Raw genomic sequence first — 24,073 nt, 5'->3', positions numbered from 1 at the left:
GCTACTGCCAAAATGTTAAAAAAGTCCGTTACATTTAATAATGTCCCAGACTGTTTTTCATTTCTTAATCATCTATATATTCGTCAGATTTATCTATATATTTGTTAGCATGTTCAAGGCCAAATGATTCATCTTTAGCTCTTTCTTTTTTATACTCTTCGTCTGATAATTTTTCGATGTCTTTTACTGAATAACTTACTGCTTTTGCGAATTTTTTTACATCCTCTTCACTATCAGCTTCGACAAATACTGTTAAGATTTTATTATCAATGTCTTTATAATGTTGATATTTAAGTTTATAGATATTCATAAAAATTTCCTCCTTTAAGATATGCCCTATCGTTTTTAACCCGTTAAATCTTTCATAAATACACTTAACAGTAAATTTATCCCCTGTTTCATTCATTTTCAAACTTAAAATCCATCTATATATAGAATTTATTTATGAAAATACGTTATATCTTATACTTTTTCAGCGTCAAATCTATCTCAATTAATGATATGTCGAGGCTATTTTAATTGTTTTACCTTTAAACGAATTAAGTACATATTGATCGTGTGAAATAATGACGAGTTGCGTTTCTTTTAGTGTTTTGAGCATTTGAAGTATGGTTTCTTCATTAATCACATCTAAATTTGTGGTCGCTTCATCTAATATTAATATTTGTGGTTCTACAATTAGCGCTTTAGCAATCCAAACGCGTTGAAATTGACCCCCGCTCAACGTGTCAATGCGCTGATTTAAGATCTCTGATGGTAATGCACAACGCTCTAGCACTGCTTCAATTCTCTTGGCGTACGTTTCTTTTTGAAAATGATAATTCTTCAATGGCTCGGTTAAGATATAGCGCACCGTTTTACGTCCATTTAATGTATCACGTTGATATTGTGGTACATATTGGATTACTTTCATCCATTCTTTAGCTGTATAAACTTCACGAGGTCTATGATTGAGATACAATTGGCCACTATAATCTGTATCTAATCCCGCTAGAATCTTGGCTAACGTAGACTTACCACTTCCACTTTCTCCACTAATCAGTAAATGATGTTGTTTCATCTCAAAACTAATATTTTTGAAAATGATTTTCCCACCAAGATGTTTAGTCACATTATTAATTTCTAGCATAATCTTTTCTCCTATGTGCTATCTCAATTAACTTTTGCGTATAGAGTTCAGAAGGATTGTTCAGAATTGATTCCGCCTCGCCACTTTCGATGATACGTCCATTTTTCATAATACTCATATGAGTCGCATAGTTTCTAACTAAATTAATATCATGTGTGATAAAGATAATCGTCATACCATAACGCTGTTGCGCTTCAATCAAATACGACATCAACCGCTCAACGTTATCTGTATCCAATGCACTCGTCGATTCATCTAAAAATAAGACACCCGGGCGTCTTATTAATGACATTATGAAGGCAATTCGTTGCGCCATGCCACCACTCATTTCGAAAGGATAACGTTTAAGTAATTTTTCTTCTTCATTTAAACCAAGTAAGCGCATTTGCTCTATTACCCACTCAGTTTGCTGTTCCGAAGTCATTGTAGACTTTGTGGCTTCAAACAAATATTGAAATTGTTTGCCTATGGTAACGTTTTGAAACATATTACTGTAAACATCTTGGAAGACTGCATCCGTTTTACTTAAATCGATATCCACCGTGCCTTGATATCGCAAATTATCTCGTTTCATGCCAAGAATGGTTCTAGTCAACAATGATTTACCGCTTCCACTTTCGCCAATTATGCAATGAAAGTCTCCTTTGTTCACTTTTAAAGAAACCGAATCAATCAAGGTACGGTCGTTATCAAACACACTTAATTGTTCTACGTTTACTATCGGGTTATCTTTTTGTTGATGATTTGGAATAATAAAGCATAACCTCCTAACAGTAATCCAGGGAAGAAGAATAACCATGGCGCGCCATTGAAATAACTCTTACCATCAAATAAAATTGTTCCTAATTCTGGCGTTGGCGGTTTAATACCTAAACCAAGAAACGCAAGACCTGAAATACTAAGCATAATCTTGCCGAAATCTGCAGTGATTAAAGCAAAGATGTTACTACATAAATGCGGAATCACATGCGTGACTGTTGTTTTCACTTTCGAATTACCACTTAATACGGCATATTGAATAAAAGGTTGCTTCTGAATATCACGCGTCAAATTTCTAAAGTAACGCAAGTAGCGTCCCATCCATCCTAATGTGAGGGCAAGAATCATACCTATCATTGAATTGCTGACCAAGCTTAAGACAACTAATGCGATAATGAAGGAAGGTATCGCCAACAACATATCTGCCATAAACATCACGAGTTGATCTAGCCACTTTCTTTCTATACCTGCAATTAGACCAAGCACCAAGCCAATTCCAACACTTAATATAATGACAATTGCAGTTAAACTAAGCGTTACTAAACTTCCCACACATAACCTAGCAAGGAAATCTCTTCCTAATTGATCTGTACCTAATAAATGTTGCAAACCTGGAGATTCTAATGGCGCAAACTGTTGAGTATTACGCATGACGCTATAGATAATTAATGCTATTAAGATGACAACTGTCAGACATACTAGGCCATATGTTTTACTGTGTCTCTTCATGTCAAACCTCTCTTCTCATCATCAACTTTTTCATAAGCATCACGACGTAATCTAGGTTCATTTTTCAAAATAATTAAGTCTCCCACATAATTAATAAGCATGATAATAACAATAATAATGACTACAATTCCTTGAATAAGTGGATAATCTCGCTGATTAATCGCATTAATGAGTAACTTTCCTATACCTGACATACTGAAGATGACTTCTAGGATGACTGCTTTTCCAATTAAATGAATAACGCTATTCACAGAAATAGTCATAAGAGGGGCAAATATTTCTTTAATTTGCACGACAATACGCGCTTTTAACGGAAAGCCACGTAATAAAGCCAGTTGATAAGCATCATTAGCTAGTGTTCTTTCAATAAGATGGGCAGTCATTAATAAAATATGACAACCTTCTATCAAAACGATGGCAATGATCGGTAATATAAAGTGTTGCCAAGAATCACTGCCAACAAATGGTAGGAGTTGCCAACGAACGCCTAAATAATAGATGAGTAATATCGCTAACCAATATTCAGGCATAGACGTCATCACTTGCGCGACTCCACGAATAACAGAGCTATAACGAGTTTGTGGTCGTGTGCCAACGACATAGCCGATAACATATCCGACAGGCAACATGATACTGGCAGAGACAATCATCAACGTCAGCGTTGGAAGAATTGCCTCTATAATCATTGAAGTAACAAGCTCGTTGGTACTAAAGCTATAACCTAAATTTCCTGTAAATGCATGACCAATCCAGTCGATATATCTAAGAAATAGATTTCGACCTAAACCAAGTTTATGTTGGGCTAACTCAATATTTTCTTGCGTAATTGAGGTATAACCATGACGTTGCAGATAAAGAATTGCTGGATTGCCGGATGTCTTTTCAACTAAGACAAAGATAATAAATGAACTCACTATTAAATAGAGTAATAATTTAAACGTGCGTTTCAGCATGATTACTCTTTAACTTTCAATGCTTTATAATCTATTGGCGCATCCGTTAATCCTGAGAATTTAAATTCTTTTACTTTATCGCTAACTACAAATGTTTCATTCGGATAAGCGATGGGCACACCATAATATTGCTTATTAAAGTGCTTAAAGATATCATCAAAGGCGTGCTGCTGGTCTTCTTTCGATACATATGATGGATAATCATCTAATTGTTTGGTAAGCGCGTCATCATTAGCTAAGACACCAGATTTACCATCATTATTTTTAAATACTGAACTCATAAAGTTGTATGGCATTAACGCATCTGAATACGTTCTATAGAAAATGAGGTCATAGTCCTTTTTAGTCCACAATGTGTCATAATAAGATTGAGCATCTAACGTTTTAACGTTCACTTTAATTCCTGCTTGTTTCATATCACGTTGTACTTGTTCTGCTTTGTCTTTCCAATTTGGAAACTCTGCCGTTTGAATGACTAAATTGAATGATAATGGTTTACCATCTTTTTCAAAAATACCGTCTTTATTCTTGTTATAACCTTCAGTCTTCAACAGTTTCTCAGCACCGGCAATATCAAAGACATGAGGTTGCTGATTCTCTTTATTAACGTACTGCACATTATTCTGGAATAAACCTTCAACTGGTTTGCCCGCAATAGCTTTCGCATTGATACTCTTACTTATCGCTTCACGAATCGCTTTGTTACTCAATATTTTATTATTCGGATTAAAGGCCATGAAATGACTTACAGTACTTGGTCTATCCTCAACTTTTAATTTATTGTTCTTCTTATCTTGTTTAATTTGTTGATCCGATAACATGCCTAGTGAACCACCGGAAATGTCTACTGAGCCACTTTGCACAGCAGAGTTTCTAGAATCGCCATCTTCAATCGTTTGGAAAGCTAGATTGTATTTAACTGGATGGTTATTATCGAAGTATTTATTAGGTTTCATTGTCGTCTTTTCTTTGCCTGTGTGATCAACTACGAACGCCCCAGTACCAATCGCTTTCTTGAATTTACCTGTTACTTTCTCACCTTCTACAGAATGTGGACTCATAATGCGTAAAGGTCGCACTTGCGTTAATTCGTTCAACACTTGGTTCGACGGTGATTTCAATTTAAGTTGGACGACGTGATCACTTTTCACGACAACTTTATCTAATTTCTTCAACGTTTCCACTGTCGTTTCTTTATTCATTGCTTTGGCGCGCTCAATGGAGAATTTAACCGCTTTGGCATCTAACTTTGAGCCATCCGAGAATTTAACATTATCTTTTAAATGAAATTCATATACTTTGCCGGACTTATCCACACTCCATTTATCTGCTAAGCCTGCTTTAATGCCTTTATCTTTATCGTATTTTACTAATGCGTCATAAACCGCGCTATACACTGGCATTGTCGCGTCATAACCTTGTGCATCAAGCTTGTCTGCCTTTGCCTCAGTCGGTAATGATACCGTGATATCCTTGCCATCTTTATGGCTGTTACCACATCCCGCTAGTAAGAGCGTCGCGCTTGCAGCCACTGTCATTATTAGTCTCTTTTTCATTCCCCAGTACCTTCTTTCAATCTCGCTTTTATTAAAAATGACTCTTCATACAGCGTGCGTAAATAATCATTTGGCGTTAAATAAAAATCACTATAATGTGTTAAATCTATGACGTCTGGAATGGGTTCTTTCATGACTGCGACTTCAAATCCAGCCTCAACAAAGCTATCAACAATATGCTTTAACGAGTGATTTTGAGAAGGCGTCGCACCATATTTATTAATCGTGTCATCCATATATTGACGACTTGGATTATGTGTTAAATCTGCAAACGTTGCATAATAAACGCCACCAGGTTTTAATACTTCTTTTAAGTCTTGCGCATGCTTTGGCACATCTTCGATTAAATATAAGACTGACGTACTAACTGCCGTATCATATGTATACGCTGTATCTTGTGGTTTGTCCGTTAAAAAGTAGCTAAGCGGACGCTGTCCTTTTAAGGCGTCTGCCTTTTCCAAAGATAAACGAGCTAAATCAATACCTACGCCTGCTTTAAATTGAATCTTGTCGTATAAATGACGCAAAAATCCGCCTTGATTGCATCCCACATCTAAAATCGTCTTGCCCTCAATATCTGAACTATCTAGTAGTTGTATCGTTCTCTCCCATGCTTCTTGGTGATCGCGGGCCATATCATCGTCTGTTTCGTCTCCCTTTTGCCACCAAACCTCATAACTCTTAGTCATCAAATTCTCCTCACTATTATTAAATCGTAATAATTACGATTTATATAGTACTATAATATTTTTATTTGTACAATAGTGACTTTTTAAAAGCATAAAAAATAAGCCATGCTTAGCTCATACTAAATGAGTTAAACATAGCTTATAAATTAAGCAATTATTGAAGTTGTTTGTGACGTCCAAAACGCACTTTATAGACAATTAGGCCGATGATAAATCCGATAATTGCAGGAACAATCCATCCCATACCAATCGTGAAGAATGGTAAATATTTTTGCGCGAAACCAATTAACGCTTGCGCGAATGCTGTCTTCGCAAAGAATTCTGGACTCGCATTTACGCCATCAAAGAACGCCGCGAACATTGTGAAGAATGTCGTAAATTTATAAACAATCGTTGAATGGTTGAATAACGGACTTGCCAATGTTAATAAGATTAACGTAATTGCTAATGGATAGATAAACATCAATACTGGCGTTGAGTACATAATGATTTTTGTAAGTCCCACGTTAGCGAAGATACACGCTAGTACTGCCACACCTGTCGCTAACCATAGATAGTTCATTTTCGGGAAGAGTTCTGTAAATGTTTCTGAAAATGCGGTAATCAACCCAATCGCCGTTTTTAAACATGCCACGATGATGATTAATGACAAGATGATAATGCCATAGTCACCAAGGTAATGTTGCGCGATTTGAGCAAGTGCAATACCACCATTTTCACTGACTTTAAAATGCCCTAAACTCATCGTACCCATGACAGCTAATAATGTGTAAATAACGCCCATCGCAATAATACTAATGGCACCAGATTTAAACGTTTCTTTCGCGATACCGTTTGGATTTGTAATACCTAACTTCTTAATTGTCGTTACGATAATGATACCGAAAGCTAGTGACGCTAGAGCATCAAGCGTGTTATAACCGTCGATAAAACCTTTAAGTAACACGCTATTGCTATAATCCGCACTTACAGGCGCGTGACTAATGCCACCCATTGGACGAATAAACGCTAATAGTACTACAATTCCTAACAGAATTAAGAATACTGGATTTAAAAATTTACCTATGTAATCAAGTATTTTTGAAGGTTTTCTCGCAAAGAACCATGCAATAACAAAGAACAAAATACTAAAAATTGGTAATAAAATTTTACCCGTACTAGGCGAAACAAATGGTGAAAATGCAATTTCATAAGATGTTGTCGCAAGTCTTGGTAAGGCAAAGAATGGCCCTATTACAAGATACAATGCGATAGTAAATAAATAAGCGTACGTCCTACTTACTCTTGAAGAAATTTCAAAAACGCCATTCGTTTTAGAGATGCCAATCGCTACAATCCCTAAGAATGGTAACCCAATTGCTGTAATTAAGAAACCAAGATTGGCGAGTAACACGTTAGACCCTGCCGTTTGTCCTAGATGAATTGGGAAGATTAAGTTCCCAGCACCAAAGAATAAACCAAACAACATTGATCCAATAAAAATATTATCTTTAATTGAAAGTTTGTGTTTCGTCATAAGTCTCTTTCTCCTATTTCTAGTTTACTTGCTATTATACAAAATTTTCGGCTTCATTTGTTCGAAATATTCAATAAATTTAAAAAATTTTCTGATTTTAATATATTTTAACGTTTCCGTACATTGTTTATGACAACAATAAACCTGAGACACCTTACATTTGTCCCAGGCTTTTAAAATTAGATTATTTGATAAATTGTTGAACTTAAACTTGTCTAATTTGCCAGTGATATGGATCTTCAAGTTGGCTCCAATCACTACCGATTTCTTCACTGTTAACTAAACATTGATCTAATTCATGCTCAATCTTTTCTTGATTTAAATCTGTGCCTATAATCACGAATTGCGTATTTCTATCCCCATATTCAATGTCCCAACTATCTGCTACATCTGGGCGTTGTCGAAGGATATGTTCACGATGCTCCGCTGACATTGCTGCTACCCAATAGGTTACTGGATGTATATTACATGATGAACCTGCCTGTGAAAGCAAACATGCCACTTGATTATATTGGGCAAGCCATACTATACCTTTCGAACGTACGATATTATCAGGCATTTGCTCTAACCAATCGTTAAAACGTTTAGCGTGAAACGGTAGACGTCTTGAATATACGAAAGAACTAATACCATACTCTTCCGTTTCAGGTGTATGTGCAGCATGGCCTCCCTCAGTTAGTTCCTTTATCCAACCTGCAGAATTACTTGCCTTCTCAAAGTTAAAACGACCTGTATTTAATACTTCAGCAATATCCACTTCAGCATTTATCGTTTTGATTAGTTTTGCCTCTGGTTGTAACTTTCTTAGAATACTTTCTAATTTTGTCAATTCTGCTTCAGTTACTAAATCCATTTTATTAAGCACTAGTACATCACAGAACTCTACTTGGTCAATGAGTAAATCAGCAATTGAACGCTCATCCGTTTGATCCACCTCTTGATCACGATCAATAAGTAAATCTTCAGAATTGATGTCATTAATAAATCGATTCGCATCTACTACCGTTACCATCGTATCGAGTTGACAAATAGTAGTTAAATCGATACCTAGTTCTTCGTCAATATAAGAGAATGTTTGCGCTACAGGTACTGGTTCAGATATTCCTGTAGATTCAATCACAATATAGTCGATATTCCCTTTCTCTACAAGACGCTTTACTTCTTTTAGCAAATCATCTCTAAGCGTACAACAAATACAACCATTAGATAGTTCGACCAATTTTTCATCTGTTCGAGATAGTCCCCCGCCATCTGCAACTAAATCTTTATCGATATTTACTTCACTCATATCATTCACAATAACCGCAATGCGACGGCCTTCACGATTATTTAAAATGTGGTTAAGTAACGTCGTCTTGCCTGACCCGAGATAACCACTCAATACCGTTACAGGTATCTTGCCCATAAAATCATACCTTTCTTTTTATAAATCGTAATTATTACGTTTTATATTTTACATTTAAATATTTAATTGTCAATCTGACTCAAATTAATTAAATGTAGCCACAACCATGATTAAAGAGCGATTAAGACCATCATTTCCTGAATAATTACATATACTATCCATATTTTTATTTACTGTCTCAACTTGACACATTCTATTTTAGGTGTTTATTATAAAATAAATTAGGTTAACCTAAACTTTTATTTAGGAGGTAGTTGATTGTTAGAAATTAGCAACATGAATTTGCATTTAAATCACAAACATGTCCTTAAAGATATTACTTTAAAGATTCCAATTTCTGGGAAGATCATCGGTATTATGGGGCCCAATGGTGCCGGTAAATCATCTTTGTTGAAATGTCTAATCGGTGAATTCAACGCAACCGGCGAGATGTATTTATATGGCAAATTCATACATAAACAATTGCAATACGTTACATATATTCCTCAAAAAGCACAATTAGACTTAGACTTTCCAATCAATGTGGAGAAAGTCATATTATCTGGTTGTTATCAAACCATCGGCTGGTTCAAACGCGTCGACCACGCTTCAAAAATGAAGTTTCAAAAACTATTAAGGGATTTGGACTTAGCATCGTTACAATACAAACAAATTTCCGAACTTAGTGGCGGTCAGTTACAACGTGTACTTGTAGCAAGAGCATTGATGTCAGATAGTACGGTTTATTTATTAGACGAACCATTTGTAGGCATCGATTTTAACAGTGAGCAACTTATTATGGAGAAACTTCGCCAATTAAAAAATCAAGGCAAGCTCATTCTTATTGTGCATCATGATTTATCTAAAGCAGAACAATATTTCGATCGAATCCTGTTACTTAATCGTACTGTTAGGTTCTTCGGTGATAGTCATCAGGCGATGCAATCACAATATCTAAATCGAACATTTCTATTTAATGTGTCTTCTACTTTTGAAGAAAGGAGCGACCTACCAAATGACTGATTTCATTCAACATTTATTTGATTATCAGTTTTTAAACCGGGCTTTAATTACATCAATCGTTGTAGGTGTTGTATGTGGAACTGTAGGAAGTTTGATTATCTTGCGTGGATTATCGTTAATGGGAGATGCAATGAGTCATGCCGTTTTACCTGGGGTAGCTTTGTCCTTCTTATTCAATATTCCGATGTTCATCGGGGCGTTAGTAACTGGCATGATTGCAAGTTTATTAATTGGATACATTTCAAATAATAGTAAAACAAAGCCCGATGCAGCAATTGGCATTAGTTTCACTGCATTTCTCGCAACGGGTGTCATCATTATTAGTCTTATCAATAGCACGACAGATTTACATCATATTTTATTCGGGAACTTACTCGCAATCACGCGACAAACGTTTTGGACAACCATCATTATTGGCGTCATCGTGATGTTACTGATTGTCATACTTTATCGACCATTAATGATTTCAACCTTTGATACCACATTTAGCCGTGTGAGTGGATTGAATACAACGATGATTCATTATTTTGTAATGCTCTTACTCGCCTTAGTTACCGTCGCTAGTATTCAAACTGTAGGCATTATCTTAGTCGTTGCCTTACTTGTGACACCGGCGTCGACCGCCTTTTTAATCACAAAGAATTTATATTCGATGATGATTGTAGCAAGTTTGATAGGCGTAGTAAGTTCTATCATCGGCTTGTACTTTAGCTTTATTTACAATCTGCCTAGTGGTGCGACGATTGTGATTGCAACATTTAGTATTTATATCTTGACCCTTCTCTTTTCAAAAATAAAAACAAAATACAGAGGTGTACAAACAACATGAAAAAATTTATTCCATTACTTATTGCATTAATGCTCGTTCTAGCAGCTTGTAGTTCAAATTCTAATGAGCAACATAGTAAACATCATGACAAATTGAAGGTCGTGACTACTAACTCCATTATTTATGATATGGTCAAACAGGTAGCTGGCGACAAGGTAGACGTTCATAGCATCGTACCCGTGGGACAGGACCCCCATGAATATGAAGTGAAACCGAAAGATATTAAACAGCTTACTGATGCAGATGTCATCTTCTACAATGGTTTCAATTTAGAATCTGGTAACGGTTGGTTTGAAAAAGCCTTAAAACAAGCAGGTAAATCTACTAATGATAAGTCAGTCTTCGCGGTGTCTAAAGGTGTTAAACCCATCTATTTAAATGGGGAAACTGGTAATAAAGATAAGATTGATCCACATGCTTGGTTGAGTTTAGACAATGGGATTCAATATGTGAAGAACATTCAAGAACAACTAATTAAAGCAGATTCATCACATAAAGCAGACTATGAGGAACAAGGTAAGACTTATCTTGCCCAACTGGAAAAGTTAAACAAGGATAGTAAAGATAAATTTAATGATATTCCGAAACAAGAACGTGCCATGATTACAAGTGAAGGTGCTTTCAAATACTTTTCAAAAGCATTTGATATTAAACCTGGCTATATTTGGGAAATCAATACTGAAAAACAAGGCACACCTTCACAGATGAAACAAGCTATAAAATTTGTTAAAGACAATCACATTAAACATTTATTAGTTGAAACAAGTGTAGATAAAAAATCTATGAATAGCTTGTCTGAAGAAACTGGCAAAAGTATTTACGGAGAAGTATTTACAGATTCAATTGGAGAAAAAAGATCTAAAGGAGATTCTTATTATAAAATGATGAAACATAATATCGAGACGATTCACGGAAGCATGGAATAATATATTTATAAAATAGTGAAAAAAGGTTGAGACATAAAGCGTTTATGTCCCAACCTTTAATTTTGTATTCAGTGTTATGAGTTTAACGAAGTATTTCTACAAAGTCTTTATTTGCTGTTAAGAAGTAGCCGTTTTCTGTTACGAGACGAGGTGTTGAACTTTTAGTGTAGATAATATTCTTAATCTTCAATGTCTCTCCTACTTTAAGAGGCTCAACTACATTATCTTTAAATTGACGTGAATCGTATAATTTACATCCTTTGATGATTTTAACTTCGTTTGGCGTCTCAGTAATGTATTTTTCGCTATCTTTCGTTTTAATTAACGCGATAAAGTCTTTATTCGCCGTTACAAAGCTGCCGTCTTCAAGTACTAATCTTGGCGTACCATTTGACGTATGTTGAATTTCTTTCGAAGTAATACGACTTCCTGCTTCCAAGCTTGCCACCTTTTCCTTAAAAGCTAAATCTTGATAAACATTAATCGTTTTCAGCGTCATCATTGGCCCATTAATATTCACAAAGTATTTATCCTCTACAGCAGTTTCTGAATTCTTCTCAGCTTCTGGATGCATTAGTTCTAATTTAAAACTTTGACGTTTCATTGTGTAAACATCGTTGAAACTTGGGAATGAGGCATATACCAGTGAGTGATCCGCTTCGCCATATTCCACGCTAAGATTAATATTCACTTTATCCAAGCCTTTAAAATGGTCATGTGAAATATAGATTCTGCCATTCTCATATTCAAATTCTAATTCGCAACTATTCGCCATATTATTAATTTCTATCATGTTCACGGCACGAATTTTAACATCTTCAGGCTTCATCACGTGAATCACTTCATATTTATTTCCATTAATGAGATGCGTCCCCTCATAAATTGGATAACAATCGACAGGAATTGGATTAATTGCGTCATAGTGGCGAACGAAATCTCTATAAATGACATTATCTTGAATGATATAGCGCCACTTATTATGGACCACATCTTTCGTAAAATGAATAAAGTCCGTTTTATCTTCTTGATGATATAAAGTGTACATCGCTTTGAACACAGGATTAGTTACTAACGACGGCACGTCAATATTGTAGTCAGTTAATAGCTGTTCCAGCTCATCAAATATGTCATAAAACGCTTGTTTGTCTTGAGATTTGATAAATGTCTTTGTACGAAGGAAACGTGAAATGAAATCTATTTCAACGATTCGAGACATAATCATTTCTTTCAATGATGAATCCATTTCCATATTACATATTCTTCTTGTGATTTCTAAGTTTAACTGCGCTTTATCTAACATAGACGTTTGTTTCACTAATGACTCATTCTCATCATATCGGTTCACATGATACATTGGCGCTACTGACATCGTAATATCATTTACTTTTGAGTATAGTTCAACAAAAAATAATTTATCTTCGCCATATTTCATATGTTCAAACTTAATTTGATTGTCGATGACTAATTGACGTTTAAATACTTTGCCTGGCGGACCTACTGCTCTGAATAACTTCTTGATTTCTTGAGGTTTCAGATGTGATGCTTCCTTATAAGACGTGAATTTCCCATGATACGACACACTCTTAGCTGTGTGCTTAAAACATTGGCCTAAACCAAAGTCCGCGTCATCTTTGTTTACCTTTTCCATTAATTGAGGGAAACCATCAACGTCTAACCAATCATCTGCATCTAGTAACGTAATATACTTACCTGATGCTTCCTCAATACCGACGTTTCTAGGCTCAGAAGGACTCCCCGTATTGTGAGGCAATTGAATTAAATGGATAAACTCATAATCCTTCGCATATTCTTGAATAATATCCACCGATTGATCAGTAGAACAATCATCTACAAATATCGCCTCGATTTGGTCCTTATCCATCTTTAAATCAATTAATGACTCTATACATTGCCTTAAATACAATTCTTTATTGTACACAGATATAATAATTGAAACTAACTTCTCCATGAATGCGCTCCTTTGTGATTTACTTTATTGATGCTCAAACTTATTCCACTCTTCACGCTTTTTGAAAATTAAACCCATCAAGCGCTACTGTCATATCAATCAACATTCTTTAACGAAATATTTTATAGTTTTATTTTATCTATTATATTAAATGTAATTTACATTGTACATTTTCTAAAATATGCATCGATCTGATTATAAAGTTTCTTATCTTTACTTTAACTTTTTAACAATAATAAAAATACCGATAATTACTAAAGGGATTTGGAAGAAATTACCAATCAACATTACGACAATATAGAAAGGAATAATAAATAATAATGAGCCTAAAAATATAGCTACAAATAAAATTAAAAATGACATACCTTCAGAGTCATTATTTCGTAATCTATTACCTAACAAACCCCTAATTAAATCATTTACGAAAAAGACGCACTTCCATATACAATACATAAAAACTGCCAATAAAAATATTGAATAAGGTACGACAACTAACATTTGAAGAAACGCAATGATACCATCCATGTATTAATCTCCATGTTCTATTAATTACAATCAATTTTTCACTTTATGAAATTAAATTATTTTTCTTCACTATACCATTTATAGAAAAAATTAGCCTAAGTATCTCTCATCCTTGTCGCTATACTATTTAACTCATCTTTACAGAACTTTTGGAAATAAAAAACAATAGCTCCAAATAATTCGGTAAATATAAACAATATAATCGTCAGTAAATTTAATACTTGCAATATATGTTACAATATTAAAATGTTTTAAAATACACATTATATATTAAGGAGTTATTTTAAATGAATATCATTTTAGGGGTCGGCACATTAGTGATTGTGCTTATTGTTATGACGTTATTCTTAAAATTTGCGCCATATGGCCAAGAAGGATTACAAGCGTTATCAGGGGCTGCTTGTGCGACTTTCTTACCACAAGCATTCTTAAGTTATGCCATTGGAGGCATTTTCCATATAAAATTCTTACAAGAAATTGGGGATTTAGCAGGTAGTTTAGGCGGTATTGCAGTCGGAATACTAGCGTGTCTTAATTTAAAAGTATCACCTGTATTCGCTGTTATCGTAGGTCTTACACTAAAAGAGTTTAGTTTATTACCTGCATTCATTGCTGCTTATTTAACAGCTTTCGTTATTAAATTTATTCAGAAAAAAGTACCAGACGGTTTAGATTTAATCGTGGTTATTCTTGTTGCGCCAGCTTTAGTATACGGCTTAGCAACATTAATTAATCCAGGTGTTACCGCAGTCTTAAATTCAATCGCGAATGCCGTTAACTCTGTAGGAGATAGCAGTCCATACGCGTTAGCGATTATTTTAGGCTTAATCATTCCAGTAACAAGCATGACGCCATTAAGTTCAATGGTACTTGCAAGTATATTAGGCTTAACAGGAGTTCCAATGGCTATCGGTGCCATCACTTGTACAGGCGCATCATTTGCGAACTTCACATTATTTAATTTACTTAAAATTGGTAATAAGTCTAACCGCTTCGCTGTATTTATCGAACCACTTACACAAATTGATCTTATCGTTAAATACGCACCCGTCCTTTATGGGGCAAACGCGTTAATCGGTATGGTTACTGCATGTATCATCAATTTCAGTGGCTTGAAAATTGGCGTAACTGGTATGGCGACACCAATGGCCGGTGCGATTGTATTATTTGGTTTCAATAACCCAATCACTTCAATTATTACAATTGTGGCAGTCGCAATTACAGCTGTTGTTTTAGCCTTTATTATAGGTTTAATCATTAAAAAATTCGATTTACTACACTTACACATTCCAATGCCTTGGAATAAAAATAAAGACAATAAAGAACAACATTCACAAGCATAATTTGATATACAGGGAATTAAAAAGAACTTTTCGAGAATTAATTATTTTCTCGAAAGTTCTTTTTTTATCGATTAACTTACAGAGTTGTAATTTAAGGCTTTTATTCTTAAAAAGAGCACCATTATGTGTTTATATAGAGTTGAGGTGAAAAACATGGCAAATTACGAAGATAGATATGACGAACGAAGTGGTAATATACTTGGCGCATTAAGTTATTTAAGTGTATTCTTTGCGCCAGTTCTTTTCCCATTGATTGTATGGATTTTCGCATCACCACCTGGATCAACACATTCTAGAAACGCTTTATTTAATCACATTTGGACATGGGTACTCATTGCCTTAGGTTTCGTGGCATTAATATTTGTGCCAGCATTAATGGGTTCACAACATGGCATGGGTTGGTTTGTAGGTCTTGTACTTGCTGTCATTTTCTTTATTTGGGGAGGTATATTATTCATATTAAATATCTTTAGAGGTATTAAATTACTTATTGTATAACGATTTAAAAAACGAGCTAGACGATAGTGTCTAACTCGTTTTTTATTGCTTACTTTATTGGAAGTATTTGTAACTATTTATTCTTTGATTATTCCAAATAGCTTCTGCATTTGTTTCTAAGAAGTATTTAAAGTCTTGGTCTTTAATTTTCTTGAACGCTTTAGCAGTAACAAAAGGTCGATTAGCATCATTATGTGCATCACTACCGATAAGATGGAATAATCGATGTTTTACCATATATTTGGCAGCCTTTTTAGCACTTCTACCATGATTGCCTAAAATCGAACCGCCATTTAATTGCAAGATACATCCTAAATCGACAAACTTTTCAAGCAAGCTAAAATCAGTCTGTACAGATTTATATCGTTCAGGATGCGCGATAATAGGAACATAGCCCATGTCTACTAGCTTAACAAGAAGTTCAAATATAAATAATGGAATATCATTAAATGAAAATTCTACTAATATGTATTTTTGATTATCTAAAGATAGCGCAGTTTTTGTTTCAATTTTTTCAAAAGAAGCGGGTTCTAAATAAATCTCTTCCCCCAGCTTAATCGAAACAGGAAGATTTAGTTCTTCTAATCGCTGTTCTAGCAGTGCTTTCTTCTCATATAAATCATCTTTATTTGGCTCATAAGTGTCCATATAGAAATGTGGCGTCGCTATAATTCTAGTAATACCTTGCGCGTATGCCGTTTTAATCATACTAATTGTTTCTTCTATATCCTTTGCGCCATCATCTACGCCCCAAATTAAATGATTATGAATGTCGATCAAAATTATCACCACGCTTAATTAAATTTTTTAAAATAAGTAAAATAAACTCATGTTTCAACACTAAATTAGTTATTAAATATACTGTCACTCCCGCTACTAATAAAAGAATAGTTGATTGGACTGTCGGAGCGAGATAAGTGTTAAGAAATATTAATACCACGACCATTACGATAGAGGCAAATGCGGTTTTACTAAGATTTTTAATATCTAATTTAATACCTGTGCCAGAAATATCAATCACTCTCCATAATAAAATGAGAAGTTCAGAAGTAATTCTGGCTATCCCAGCACCAAAAATACCGAAAAATGGAATAAATACAATGCAACATAGGAAGTTAACAAAAGCACCTATAATTAACGACATATTGTACACTTTCATCTTATTTTGAATAATAAGATACTGTCTGCTTATCGTCATATTAAGTGGAATAATGAATAGTAATATCGCTAATACGTTCATTAGTGAGACAGTACTTTTAAACTGTTCACCAAAGAACCAAACATAAAATGTTGGCATAATCGCGATAATGCCTAACACCATTGGAACTGTTAAAATGGGTTGCATATTTATATTTAATTCCAGCATTTGTGCCACAGCGTTATCTTGCTTACGTGCTAGTTTCGTAATTCTCGGAATCATCACTAAATCTATTGTATTCACGAGTAAAATCGCTACAGATAAAATGTTAAATGTATTCGTAAAGATACCCACATCACTATAACTTCCAATTAGCCCTAGCACTACACAGGCAATACTCGTAAAGAAGTTCAATTGACCATTAGGTAATAAATAGACTAAGGATGAACGAAAAATATGCCATACATTCTTCCAATTGATTCGCTTTAAAGTAATGTATTTTCTCAAATAATAATAAAGTGGCACTTGGTTAAGCACAGTCACGATAGATAATGTAAAGACATATAATGGTAAATCTGAAGTATTTCTAATAAAAAATACAACGATGATTAAAACGATTAACGAAGCTATGATATTACTTAAACTTGGAATTTTAAATTTCTCAATTCCTGCATAAAACCATGAAATGTCGGCAGCTGCGCCAATAATATATATTCCTTGAAGTAAAAATATTAAGTAATACTCATGAATAAAGACACTAATCGTAATAACGTAAAGTAATAAAACCGTTAATGATAGGAGCAATTTGCTCATAAAAATATCGCTAAACTGTTTTGATAACTGCGTTTTTTCATGCGCGACTTCTGCAATCAAACGATTAAAGTATAATTGCACTCCGACACTCGCAAACATTAAAAAATATTGAACCATACTAAAAGAAAACGAAACGACCCCTACACCAGAAGGTCCAAATGCTCGTGAGATGATTGGAATAGTGATAATAGGCGTGATTGTTCTAATGACTTGATATAAACTCTGATAAATAATGTTTGTTTTAAGTGAGTCACTCTTCATGGGTATGTCTACCTTCTGTCTTATTTGATTGAACTAAATAAATCAGTATACCTATCACAAAGGCCACGTATCTTGAGTTATTAAAAGATACTGTCATAAAATAAACCATTAATATTAAAAGTACGGCAATCCATACAATGTTACGTCCATTTTCATTAAATTTAATTAAATTAAACAGTAAATAGATTAAGTAAAAAATGAACACAAGACCAAAGACGATGCCCCATTCTGCAAATATTTGTAAATATGTATTATGGGCAACGAGGCTAACACCATTTAAATAGGTTCCAACATGAACATAGTCGAATAAACCCAATCCAAATCCTAGCGTATATTTGATTAAACTAATGGCATTAAGCCACACAAGACTTCTGTCCGAACCACTTTCATTGATAGAAGCAGTCCCTTCTTTAAAGATAGAAGCCATTCTATTGAATGAGCCTCCTAAATCCACATCATAGGCATGCCAATTACCAAAATTAATCATATAAAACGCGCCTAATAATAGGATTGAAAAGACTGTGAGTACGCTAATAATACTGACAATATTTCTATTAAATAACTTAACGACACAGTAACCAATGATTAATAACAAAATGATAATTGAAGCGGTCTTTGAACCCGTCGTGAAAATAGATAATAAAATGATTAGTGACAGTACTAACCTATAAAAGAAACGATTCGTTAATTTAAATACCAAAATTAAACTAATAATTTGTGTCATCGCAAAGTAATTTGGGTCATTCATTAATCCTTTAGATCTTAGCTCGTCAAAGAATAAAAAACGCATCAATAATGGCGTTTTGAAAATGCTTGTAAACACACATAACATCCCAATTACAGCGCTACTTATAACATAAGATTTCAGGAAAATGGCCTTACTATTACTTAATTTTAAAATAATAGAACCAATTAAAAGATAAATTACCACAAACGCAAATTAATCGAGGTTGCTAAGATTTCTTTTAAATTAACAATGAGAACATCATCGAAGACGCCAAGAATAACCGTCATTAAAATCCTATAAATATATAAAACAAGAACGAATATTAAGATAAAGTTAACTTCTATTATTTTGCTATGATTGATTAAGATATAAGCGAATAAGATTAAAATAATAAAATCGGCAATTGAAATATTAATGCCACCAATAACAAAAGATTGTTGAATAAATATTGCTAAGCCTATTAATAATATATTTAAAAATGTGCTATTTTCTTGAGTACGCATCATAAACCATTTCCACTTCTTTTAACATTTTAGTTTCTGTAAAGTGCTCAAGATATTTCTCTCTAGAACGGTCACTTTGGTTAATATAATCATTATTCTCTAATTGTTGTTTTAAGGCTAAAGCAATAGTATGCGGTTCGTTATCTTCAAGAATGATTCCATTATTATCCACTAATTCACTTATCCCACCTACATCACTCGCTATCACTGGCAATCCATATGACATGGCTTCAATAATACTTATCGGTAAGCCTTCATGTTTACTCACTAAAACAAATGTGTCGTAATGAGGTAATTCTTTTTGCGCATTAATCACATTGCCTAAGAAACTCACCTCTTGCGTTACTTCTACAGAGTGAGCCAATTGTTTACACTCATTTAAATTAATGCCATCTCCAATAAAGGTAAAATGGAACGGTTTATCGGTCATCTTTTTCAATAAATTTAAAGCATTAATAATATTCATTTGTAATTTAGGATAAGCAAATCGAGCTATCATGACGAATTGATGAATATCGCCTTTTTTACGCGACAATGTCGTGTGCTTTAATGAATCTTTAATACCGTTATGAATAGTTATAAGCTTTTTGGGATTAAAGTTATATTTTATAGCTAATTGTTTATCAAACTCTGATACACAAATCACGCGATCCGTTACTTTGAACATCATTTTCTCAATAAATAAATATAAATATTTCTTAAGTGGCGCAATACCATCTGTAAATGACCAACTGTGCGCCGTAAAGATGACTAAAGCTCTCTTCACTTTAGATAGTTTATAAGCTAATCTTCCAATCGTGCCTGCTTTAGACGAATGTAAATGAATAACATCCGGACGAACCTTATTAATGAGTTTGGTGATTTTTTTAGTTGCTAAAATGTCTTGCTTCACATTGATAGGTCCGATTAAATTTTCAACAATTGTTACTTTAATGCGAGCATCTAATTGTTCTAACATCGGTCCTTTACACCCTACTACTACGCAGACGTCGTTATTTTGGCAAAAGTAATTTGCGAGTTGAATTAAATGTGTTTGTGCGCCACCATTATCAGCCTTCGTAATAAGATAAAGAATCTTCAAATTGATACAAGCCCTTTCTAATAATAGCCTTTAGTATTAGTATGTTTTACTTGGTTTAGCACCACACCGAAAACAGAAATTTTCAAATTATCTAATCGTGTCTTAGCTTCTATAACTAATTCTCTCGGCGTTTTTTTACTGTTCGCAACTAGGATAGTTTGATCTACTAATCTACCAATGATTAACGCATCTGTAACAGGTAAAATTGGTGGCGTATCAATAATCACATAATCGTATTCACCTTTAATATCTTCTAAGAAATCTTTAAAATTAGGCGAATCTAACAGTTCTGAAGGGTTAGGTGGTTTAGTTCCAGCAGGTATAATATCGAGATTTGACTCTTCACTATAATAAATGCCTTGTTCATAAGGAATTTGATGGCTAATAATATTTGATAAGCCATAATTATTAGGCACATTAAAGCGTTTATGTACTTGAGGTCTACGCATATCCGCATCAATCAGTAACACTTTATAGCGAGCATTTGCTAGTGACTCAGAAAGTGATTTACTTACAAACGTTTTACCTTCTCCTTGTCTTGAAGAGGTAATCATATACACCGTGCTATTTTCTTCAGTAACGTTGAAGGTTACATTTGTTCTAAGCGTTTTAATTTCCTCATTGATTAAATCTTGGGCTGTACTTATATATTTACTTGATTTATTACTCATTTTTTATCACCTAAGTCGCTAATCTTTCCAATTGTAGGAAGATGTAAATAATTTTCAACTTCTTTTTCAGATTTAATTTTGTTATTTAATAAATATTTAGTGAACATAATTAAAAGCGCAATCACTAATCCGAAGACAACACCAAATACCACGTTAAGTGAAATATTCGGAGATTTTGGTGACTTAACTTGACTATTTGTCGCTTTTGATAAAATTGATAAATTATCAACACCCATTACTCTTTCAATTTCATCTTTAGAAGCCTTAGCTACTTCATTCGCATAAGCTACCGCTTCTTTAGGATGTTCACTTAATACATTAATCTTGATGATTTGTGAATTCTCAACTGAATCTACAGAAAGACCTTGATAAAGGCTATTTTTATCCTTCGCATCTATCTCATCTAATGCTTTATTTTTAATTTCTTCAGAATTAATAATTTCTGAGTACGTTTTGATTAATTGAATATTTGTTTGAATCTCATTTGGATTTTTATATAAGTTGTCATCATTTGCACGTTTTTGATTAATAATTACATTCGAAGTCGCTTGATATTTCGGCGTAATAATAAATTGTGAAACTACAAAGCTAATAGCTCCAAAAATAACAACGCACAAAATAATTAACACTATATTTTCTTTTAAAATTTTTCCAAATTCACTTAAATTAAGATTTTTTCGCATTTTATCCACCTATCTTGAGCCTGATCCTGTGATGATGATGTTAATTGTTTTTAAACAGATATAAATTTCGGTAAAAATATTACCTTTGTAAATGTATTTCAAATCGTATTTCAATTTTTCTTCAGGAGATAAATCGTAGCCTCCTTTAACTTGTGCAAGACCAGTTAAACCAGGTGTTACTATGCATCGCTTCTCAAATCCTTGTATTTCTGAACTGAATAATTCAACAAATTCTGGTCGTTCAGGTCGCGGTCCTATAAAACTCATTTCTCCTTTTAAAACATTAAGCAGTTGAGGCAATTCATCTATTCTTGTTTTTCTAATAAACTTGCCGACTTTCGTTATTCTAGGGTCATCTTTCTCTGCCCATTGCGCCCCATTACATTCTGCATTGAGCTTCATTGATCGTAATTTGTAAATCGTAATTAACTTGCCATTTTTCCCGACTCTAATTTGCTTATAGATTGGGTTACCAAATGAGTCTATAACGATTAATACTGCGAATAAGACCATTATTGGAAAAGTAAAATATAACAGGACGATACTCATCAATACATCCAATAATCGCTTCAATGGGTAATACCATTTCTCCACTGCTTTATAAGTGTTTAATTTCTTTTGGTAATCATATCTAACGACTCCAAATTCCGGCTTAATAACGCCGCCTTGTAATTTAAGATCTTCAGTCTTAAAATGTTTCACGTTTATCACCTACGAAATAAAGCATAAATCGCATTGATATATCCCATTTAGTTTTCTCTCTTTAAGCTTTTCTAGGCTATCTTGTTGCGTTTAAGTCTTTAAATGTCCTTTACTTGTTGTTAGAAAAGCGTCAAAGTCTGCCACCTTAACGTTTGATTACTTAGAATATATCACTAAATCGAAAAAGATTGTACCCTTTCTATGAAAAATAAAATACTTTTTTATTTCATATTTTTAATATTTAAAAACATATAAAATTATCATAATTTATTAGCATAATAAAAAAACGTCTAGTTAAATGAGTATCTACACTCATTAACTAGACGTTTTAATTTGATTTTATTGTTTGAAAATAAATACATCGGGACTGTACAATTTCAATACTTTTCCAAATAAGAAGTGGAAAAATAGTGCAGAAATCAATGGCACTACTCCGTAAGCAATAATGACTATCAATAAACTAGTCATTGTACCTGTATTTAAGAGCGCCATAGATTTAATAGGTCCTACTAAACCGATTAATCCAAAACCTGCAGAGTCAGGTGAACCTTGGATATGTAATAATCCCCCAACAAGACCTGAAACTGCTGCCGTACACACAACCGGTAACATTATAATCGGATGTCGAATCAAATTAGGCATCATCACTTTAACGGCACCTAATAATACAGTAATCGGAATACCGATTTTGTTTACGCGCCAACTACCAATTGTTAACATAATCGCACTAGCAGCTACGCCAACTGCAGCTGATCCCGCGGCTAATCCTGAAATTCCAATTGCGATACCAATTCCTATAGCAGAAATTGGAGATACAATTAATATTGAAAAGATGATTGCAATCAAAATTGTCATAATAATAGGTTGCATATTAGTCAAACTATTGACTAATTCACCCAATCCAACAGTGATTAACTTAGTAAGCGGTAGTAATAAATAGCCTATCAGTCCTGCTAAACCGGCCCCAACAAGAGGGAGCGCAATCATATTTAAACTGCCGAAACGGTTTTTAATTAATAACATAATTCCAACTGCAATCGCAGCAGTAATCATTGTGTTGATTAAATCTCCAATTCCTACAATCATCCATTTATGATCTGAAACTACAGCTGCGCCAGAACCTACAAACGCGGCGGCACCAGCTGATGCTACTTGAATTGGTGTCATTCCAAATTGCACTGCAATGAGCGCACCAGTAAGAACTGGAATTGTATATTGAATGCCTTGAGTTACAAATGCAATCTTTAAGAAGAAGTCATTGTACTGGCTTAAATATTTACATAGTTCGCCTAGAATAGCATTGGGAATCATCCCCACCACTATAGCTAATGCTACTCCATTTAATACATTAAACAAGAATGATCTGGGTGTAATTGTTTGTGTCTCGCCCATAATTCATATACCTCATAATTTCTATTATTTTACATGATTGTATAGTATTGCACGGATAATTCAATCCTATTGTGTTTAATCCATAAAATTTTAATATGTAATAACCATTATTTTTTCACAAATTGTTCACATTTTAAAGCGTTTTCATCATTTTTTTGTAAAAAATTATTAATTTTTTGAAAATCAAAACTATTATCAGAAAAATCCTCATTATTTAATTTAATTTTTTCTTCCATATAGAATTATTTTAGAGGTGTATACATCACTTTGAAAT

The 24,073-nt window shown here is 33.8% G+C and carries 25 protein-coding genes; 5 read left to right on the top strand and 20 right to left on the bottom strand.

The window, feature by feature from the left end; all coding sequences use genetic code 11:
• Nucleotides 1-64: 64 nt before the first annotated feature.
• The 9 genes from CD127_RS01075 to CD127_RS01035 all read right to left on the bottom strand — a co-directional run bounded on the left by CD127_RS01075 (nucleotide 65) and on the right by CD127_RS01035 (nucleotide 8,736).
• Complete coding sequence (locus CD127_RS01075) at nucleotides 65-310, bottom strand: DNA-dependent RNA polymerase auxiliary subunit epsilon family protein (protein WP_103365432.1); 246 nt, start codon at nucleotides 308-310, stop codon at nucleotides 65-67.
• A 183-nt stretch (nucleotides 311-493) separates the two neighbouring features.
• Nucleotides 494-1,129 (bottom strand): ABC transporter ATP-binding protein, encoded by a 636-nt coding sequence (locus tag CD127_RS01070; RefSeq protein WP_103365431.1) that lies wholly within the window; start codon nucleotides 1,127-1,129, stop codon nucleotides 494-496.
• Nucleotides 1,116-1,880 carry an ATP-binding cassette domain-containing protein gene (locus CD127_RS01065; RefSeq protein ID WP_103365481.1) on the bottom strand — a complete coding sequence of 255 codons (765 nt, stop codon included), beginning with the start codon at nucleotides 1,878-1,880 and terminating at the stop codon, nucleotides 1,116-1,118. Before CD127_RS01065 ends, CD127_RS01070 begins: the two co-directional genes overlap by 14 nt.
• Nucleotides 1,847-2,617 (bottom strand): ABC transporter permease, encoded by a 771-nt coding sequence (locus CD127_RS01060; RefSeq protein WP_103365430.1) that lies wholly within the window; start codon nucleotides 2,615-2,617, stop codon nucleotides 1,847-1,849. Before CD127_RS01060 ends, CD127_RS01065 begins: the two co-directional genes overlap by 34 nt.
• The gene (locus tag CD127_RS01055) at nucleotides 2,614-3,570 is read right to left on the bottom strand and encodes an ABC transporter permease (protein ID WP_103365429.1); all 957 of its coding nucleotides are present in this window, start codon (nucleotides 3,568-3,570) and stop codon (nucleotides 2,614-2,616) included. Before CD127_RS01055 ends, CD127_RS01060 begins: the two co-directional genes overlap by 4 nt.
• Nucleotides 3,571-3,572: 2 nt before the next feature.
• Nucleotides 3,573-5,126: an ABC transporter substrate-binding protein gene (locus CD127_RS01050; protein ID WP_103365428.1), complete on the bottom strand. Its 1,554-nt coding sequence runs from the start codon at nucleotides 5,124-5,126 to the stop codon at nucleotides 3,573-3,575.
• On the bottom strand, nucleotides 5,123-5,815 hold the full coding sequence (locus tag CD127_RS01045) for a class I SAM-dependent methyltransferase (RefSeq protein ID WP_103365427.1): 693 nt from the start codon (nucleotides 5,813-5,815) through the stop codon (nucleotides 5,123-5,125). Before CD127_RS01045 ends, CD127_RS01050 begins: the two co-directional genes overlap by 4 nt.
• Before the next feature lie 154 nt (nucleotides 5,816-5,969).
• A complete protein-coding gene (brnQ, locus tag CD127_RS01040) occupies nucleotides 5,970-7,331 on the bottom strand; it encodes a branched-chain amino acid transport system II carrier protein (RefSeq protein ID WP_103365426.1) in 1,362 nt (453 codons plus the stop codon).
• A gap of 205 nt (nucleotides 7,332-7,536) precedes the next feature.
• Entirely contained in the window at nucleotides 7,537-8,736 is a 1,200-nt protein-coding gene (locus CD127_RS01035) for a GTP-binding protein (RefSeq protein ID WP_103365425.1), read from the bottom strand.
• Nucleotides 8,737-8,994: 258 nt separating this feature from the next.
• On the opposite strand from CD127_RS01035, the gene CD127_RS01030 reads away from it, so the two are divergent.
• The 3 genes from CD127_RS01030 to mntC are packed head-to-tail and all read left to right on the top strand — an operon-like array spanning nucleotide 8,995 to nucleotide 11,493.
• A complete protein-coding gene (locus tag CD127_RS01030; protein ID WP_103365424.1) occupies nucleotides 8,995-9,738 on the top strand; it encodes a metal ABC transporter ATP-binding protein in 744 nt (247 codons plus the stop codon).
• Complete coding sequence (locus tag CD127_RS01025) at nucleotides 9,731-10,567, top strand: metal ABC transporter permease (RefSeq protein WP_103365423.1); 837 nt, start codon at nucleotides 9,731-9,733, stop codon at nucleotides 10,565-10,567. The genes CD127_RS01030 and CD127_RS01025 overlap by 8 nt, the downstream gene beginning before the upstream one ends.
• Nucleotides 10,564-11,493: a manganese ABC transporter substrate-binding lipoprotein MntC gene (gene mntC / locus CD127_RS01020; protein WP_103365422.1), complete on the top strand. Its 930-nt coding sequence runs from the start codon at nucleotides 10,564-10,566 to the stop codon at nucleotides 11,491-11,493. The genes CD127_RS01025 and mntC overlap by 4 nt, the downstream gene beginning before the upstream one ends.
• 82 nt (nucleotides 11,494-11,575) lie before the next feature.
• Here the strand turns inward: mntC and CD127_RS01015 are convergent, their stop codons facing one another.
• On the bottom strand, nucleotides 11,576-13,462 hold the full coding sequence (locus CD127_RS01015) for a DUF5776 domain-containing protein (RefSeq protein WP_103365421.1): 1,887 nt from the start codon (nucleotides 13,460-13,462) through the stop codon (nucleotides 11,576-11,578).
• Nucleotides 13,463-13,675: 213 nt separating this feature from the next.
• Nucleotides 13,676-13,987 (bottom strand): hypothetical protein, encoded by a 312-nt coding sequence (locus CD127_RS01010; RefSeq protein ID WP_103365420.1) that lies wholly within the window; start codon nucleotides 13,985-13,987, stop codon nucleotides 13,676-13,678.
• Nucleotides 13,988-14,274: 287 nt separating this feature from the next.
• Here CD127_RS01010 and CD127_RS01005 point away from each other — a divergent pair, with 287 nt between their 5' ends.
• The gene (locus tag CD127_RS01005) at nucleotides 14,275-15,330 is read left to right on the top strand and encodes a PTS sugar transporter subunit IIC (protein ID WP_103297166.1); all 1,056 of its coding nucleotides are present in this window, start codon (nucleotides 14,275-14,277) and stop codon (nucleotides 15,328-15,330) included.
• A 153-nt stretch (nucleotides 15,331-15,483) separates the two neighbouring features.
• The gene (locus CD127_RS01000) at nucleotides 15,484-15,828 is read left to right on the top strand and encodes a hypothetical protein (protein ID WP_103365419.1); all 345 of its coding nucleotides are present in this window, start codon (nucleotides 15,484-15,486) and stop codon (nucleotides 15,826-15,828) included.
• 54 nt (nucleotides 15,829-15,882) lie between these two features.
• On the opposite strand, the gene CD127_RS00995 is transcribed toward CD127_RS01000, so the two are convergent.
• The 9 genes from CD127_RS00995 to CD127_RS00960 form a co-directional block, all read right to left on the bottom strand.
• Nucleotides 15,883-16,608: a tyrosine-protein phosphatase gene (locus tag CD127_RS00995; protein WP_103365418.1), complete on the bottom strand. Its 726-nt coding sequence runs from the start codon at nucleotides 16,606-16,608 to the stop codon at nucleotides 15,883-15,885.
• Complete coding sequence (locus CD127_RS00990) at nucleotides 16,592-18,040, bottom strand: oligosaccharide flippase family protein (protein ID WP_103365417.1); 1,449 nt, start codon at nucleotides 18,038-18,040, stop codon at nucleotides 16,592-16,594. Before CD127_RS00990 ends, CD127_RS00995 begins: the two co-directional genes overlap by 17 nt.
• Entirely contained in the window at nucleotides 18,030-18,863 is an 834-nt protein-coding gene (locus tag CD127_RS00985) for an O-antigen ligase family protein (protein ID WP_235851295.1), read from the bottom strand. The genes CD127_RS00990 and CD127_RS00985 overlap by 11 nt, the downstream gene beginning before the upstream one ends.
• A gap of 101 nt (nucleotides 18,864-18,964) precedes the next feature.
• Complete coding sequence (locus CD127_RS12815; protein WP_235851294.1) at nucleotides 18,965-19,273, bottom strand: hypothetical protein; 309 nt, start codon at nucleotides 19,271-19,273, stop codon at nucleotides 18,965-18,967.
• The gene (locus CD127_RS00980; RefSeq protein ID WP_103365416.1) at nucleotides 19,251-20,351 is read right to left on the bottom strand and encodes a glycosyltransferase family 4 protein; all 1,101 of its coding nucleotides are present in this window, start codon (nucleotides 20,349-20,351) and stop codon (nucleotides 19,251-19,253) included. Before CD127_RS00980 ends, CD127_RS12815 begins: the two co-directional genes overlap by 23 nt.
• Before the next feature lie 17 nt (nucleotides 20,352-20,368).
• Nucleotides 20,369-21,022, bottom strand: a complete 654-nt coding sequence (locus CD127_RS00975) for a CpsD/CapB family tyrosine-protein kinase (RefSeq protein ID WP_103297171.1) — start codon at nucleotides 21,020-21,022, stop codon at nucleotides 20,369-20,371.
• Nucleotides 21,019-21,705 carry a YveK family protein gene (locus CD127_RS00970; protein ID WP_103297172.1) on the bottom strand — a complete coding sequence of 229 codons (687 nt, stop codon included), beginning with the start codon at nucleotides 21,703-21,705 and terminating at the stop codon, nucleotides 21,019-21,021. The genes CD127_RS00975 and CD127_RS00970 overlap by 4 nt, the downstream gene beginning before the upstream one ends.
• Before the next feature lie 9 nt (nucleotides 21,706-21,714).
• Entirely contained in the window at nucleotides 21,715-22,407 is a 693-nt protein-coding gene (locus CD127_RS00965; protein WP_380493252.1) for a sugar transferase, read from the bottom strand.
• Between the two features lie 339 nt (nucleotides 22,408-22,746).
• On the bottom strand, nucleotides 22,747-23,799 hold the full coding sequence (locus CD127_RS00960; protein WP_103297173.1) for a PTS sugar transporter subunit IIC: 1,053 nt from the start codon (nucleotides 23,797-23,799) through the stop codon (nucleotides 22,747-22,749).
• Nucleotides 23,800-24,073 lie beyond the last annotated feature (274 nt).

It is taken from the genome of Staphylococcus petrasii (assembly GCF_002902565.1).
In the GTDB taxonomy this organism is placed as follows: Bacteria; Bacillota; Bacilli; order Staphylococcales; family Staphylococcaceae; genus Staphylococcus; species Staphylococcus petrasii.
Note: the sequence above shows the minus strand (reverse complement) of the source record. Positions and strands in the feature narration are given on the sequence as shown.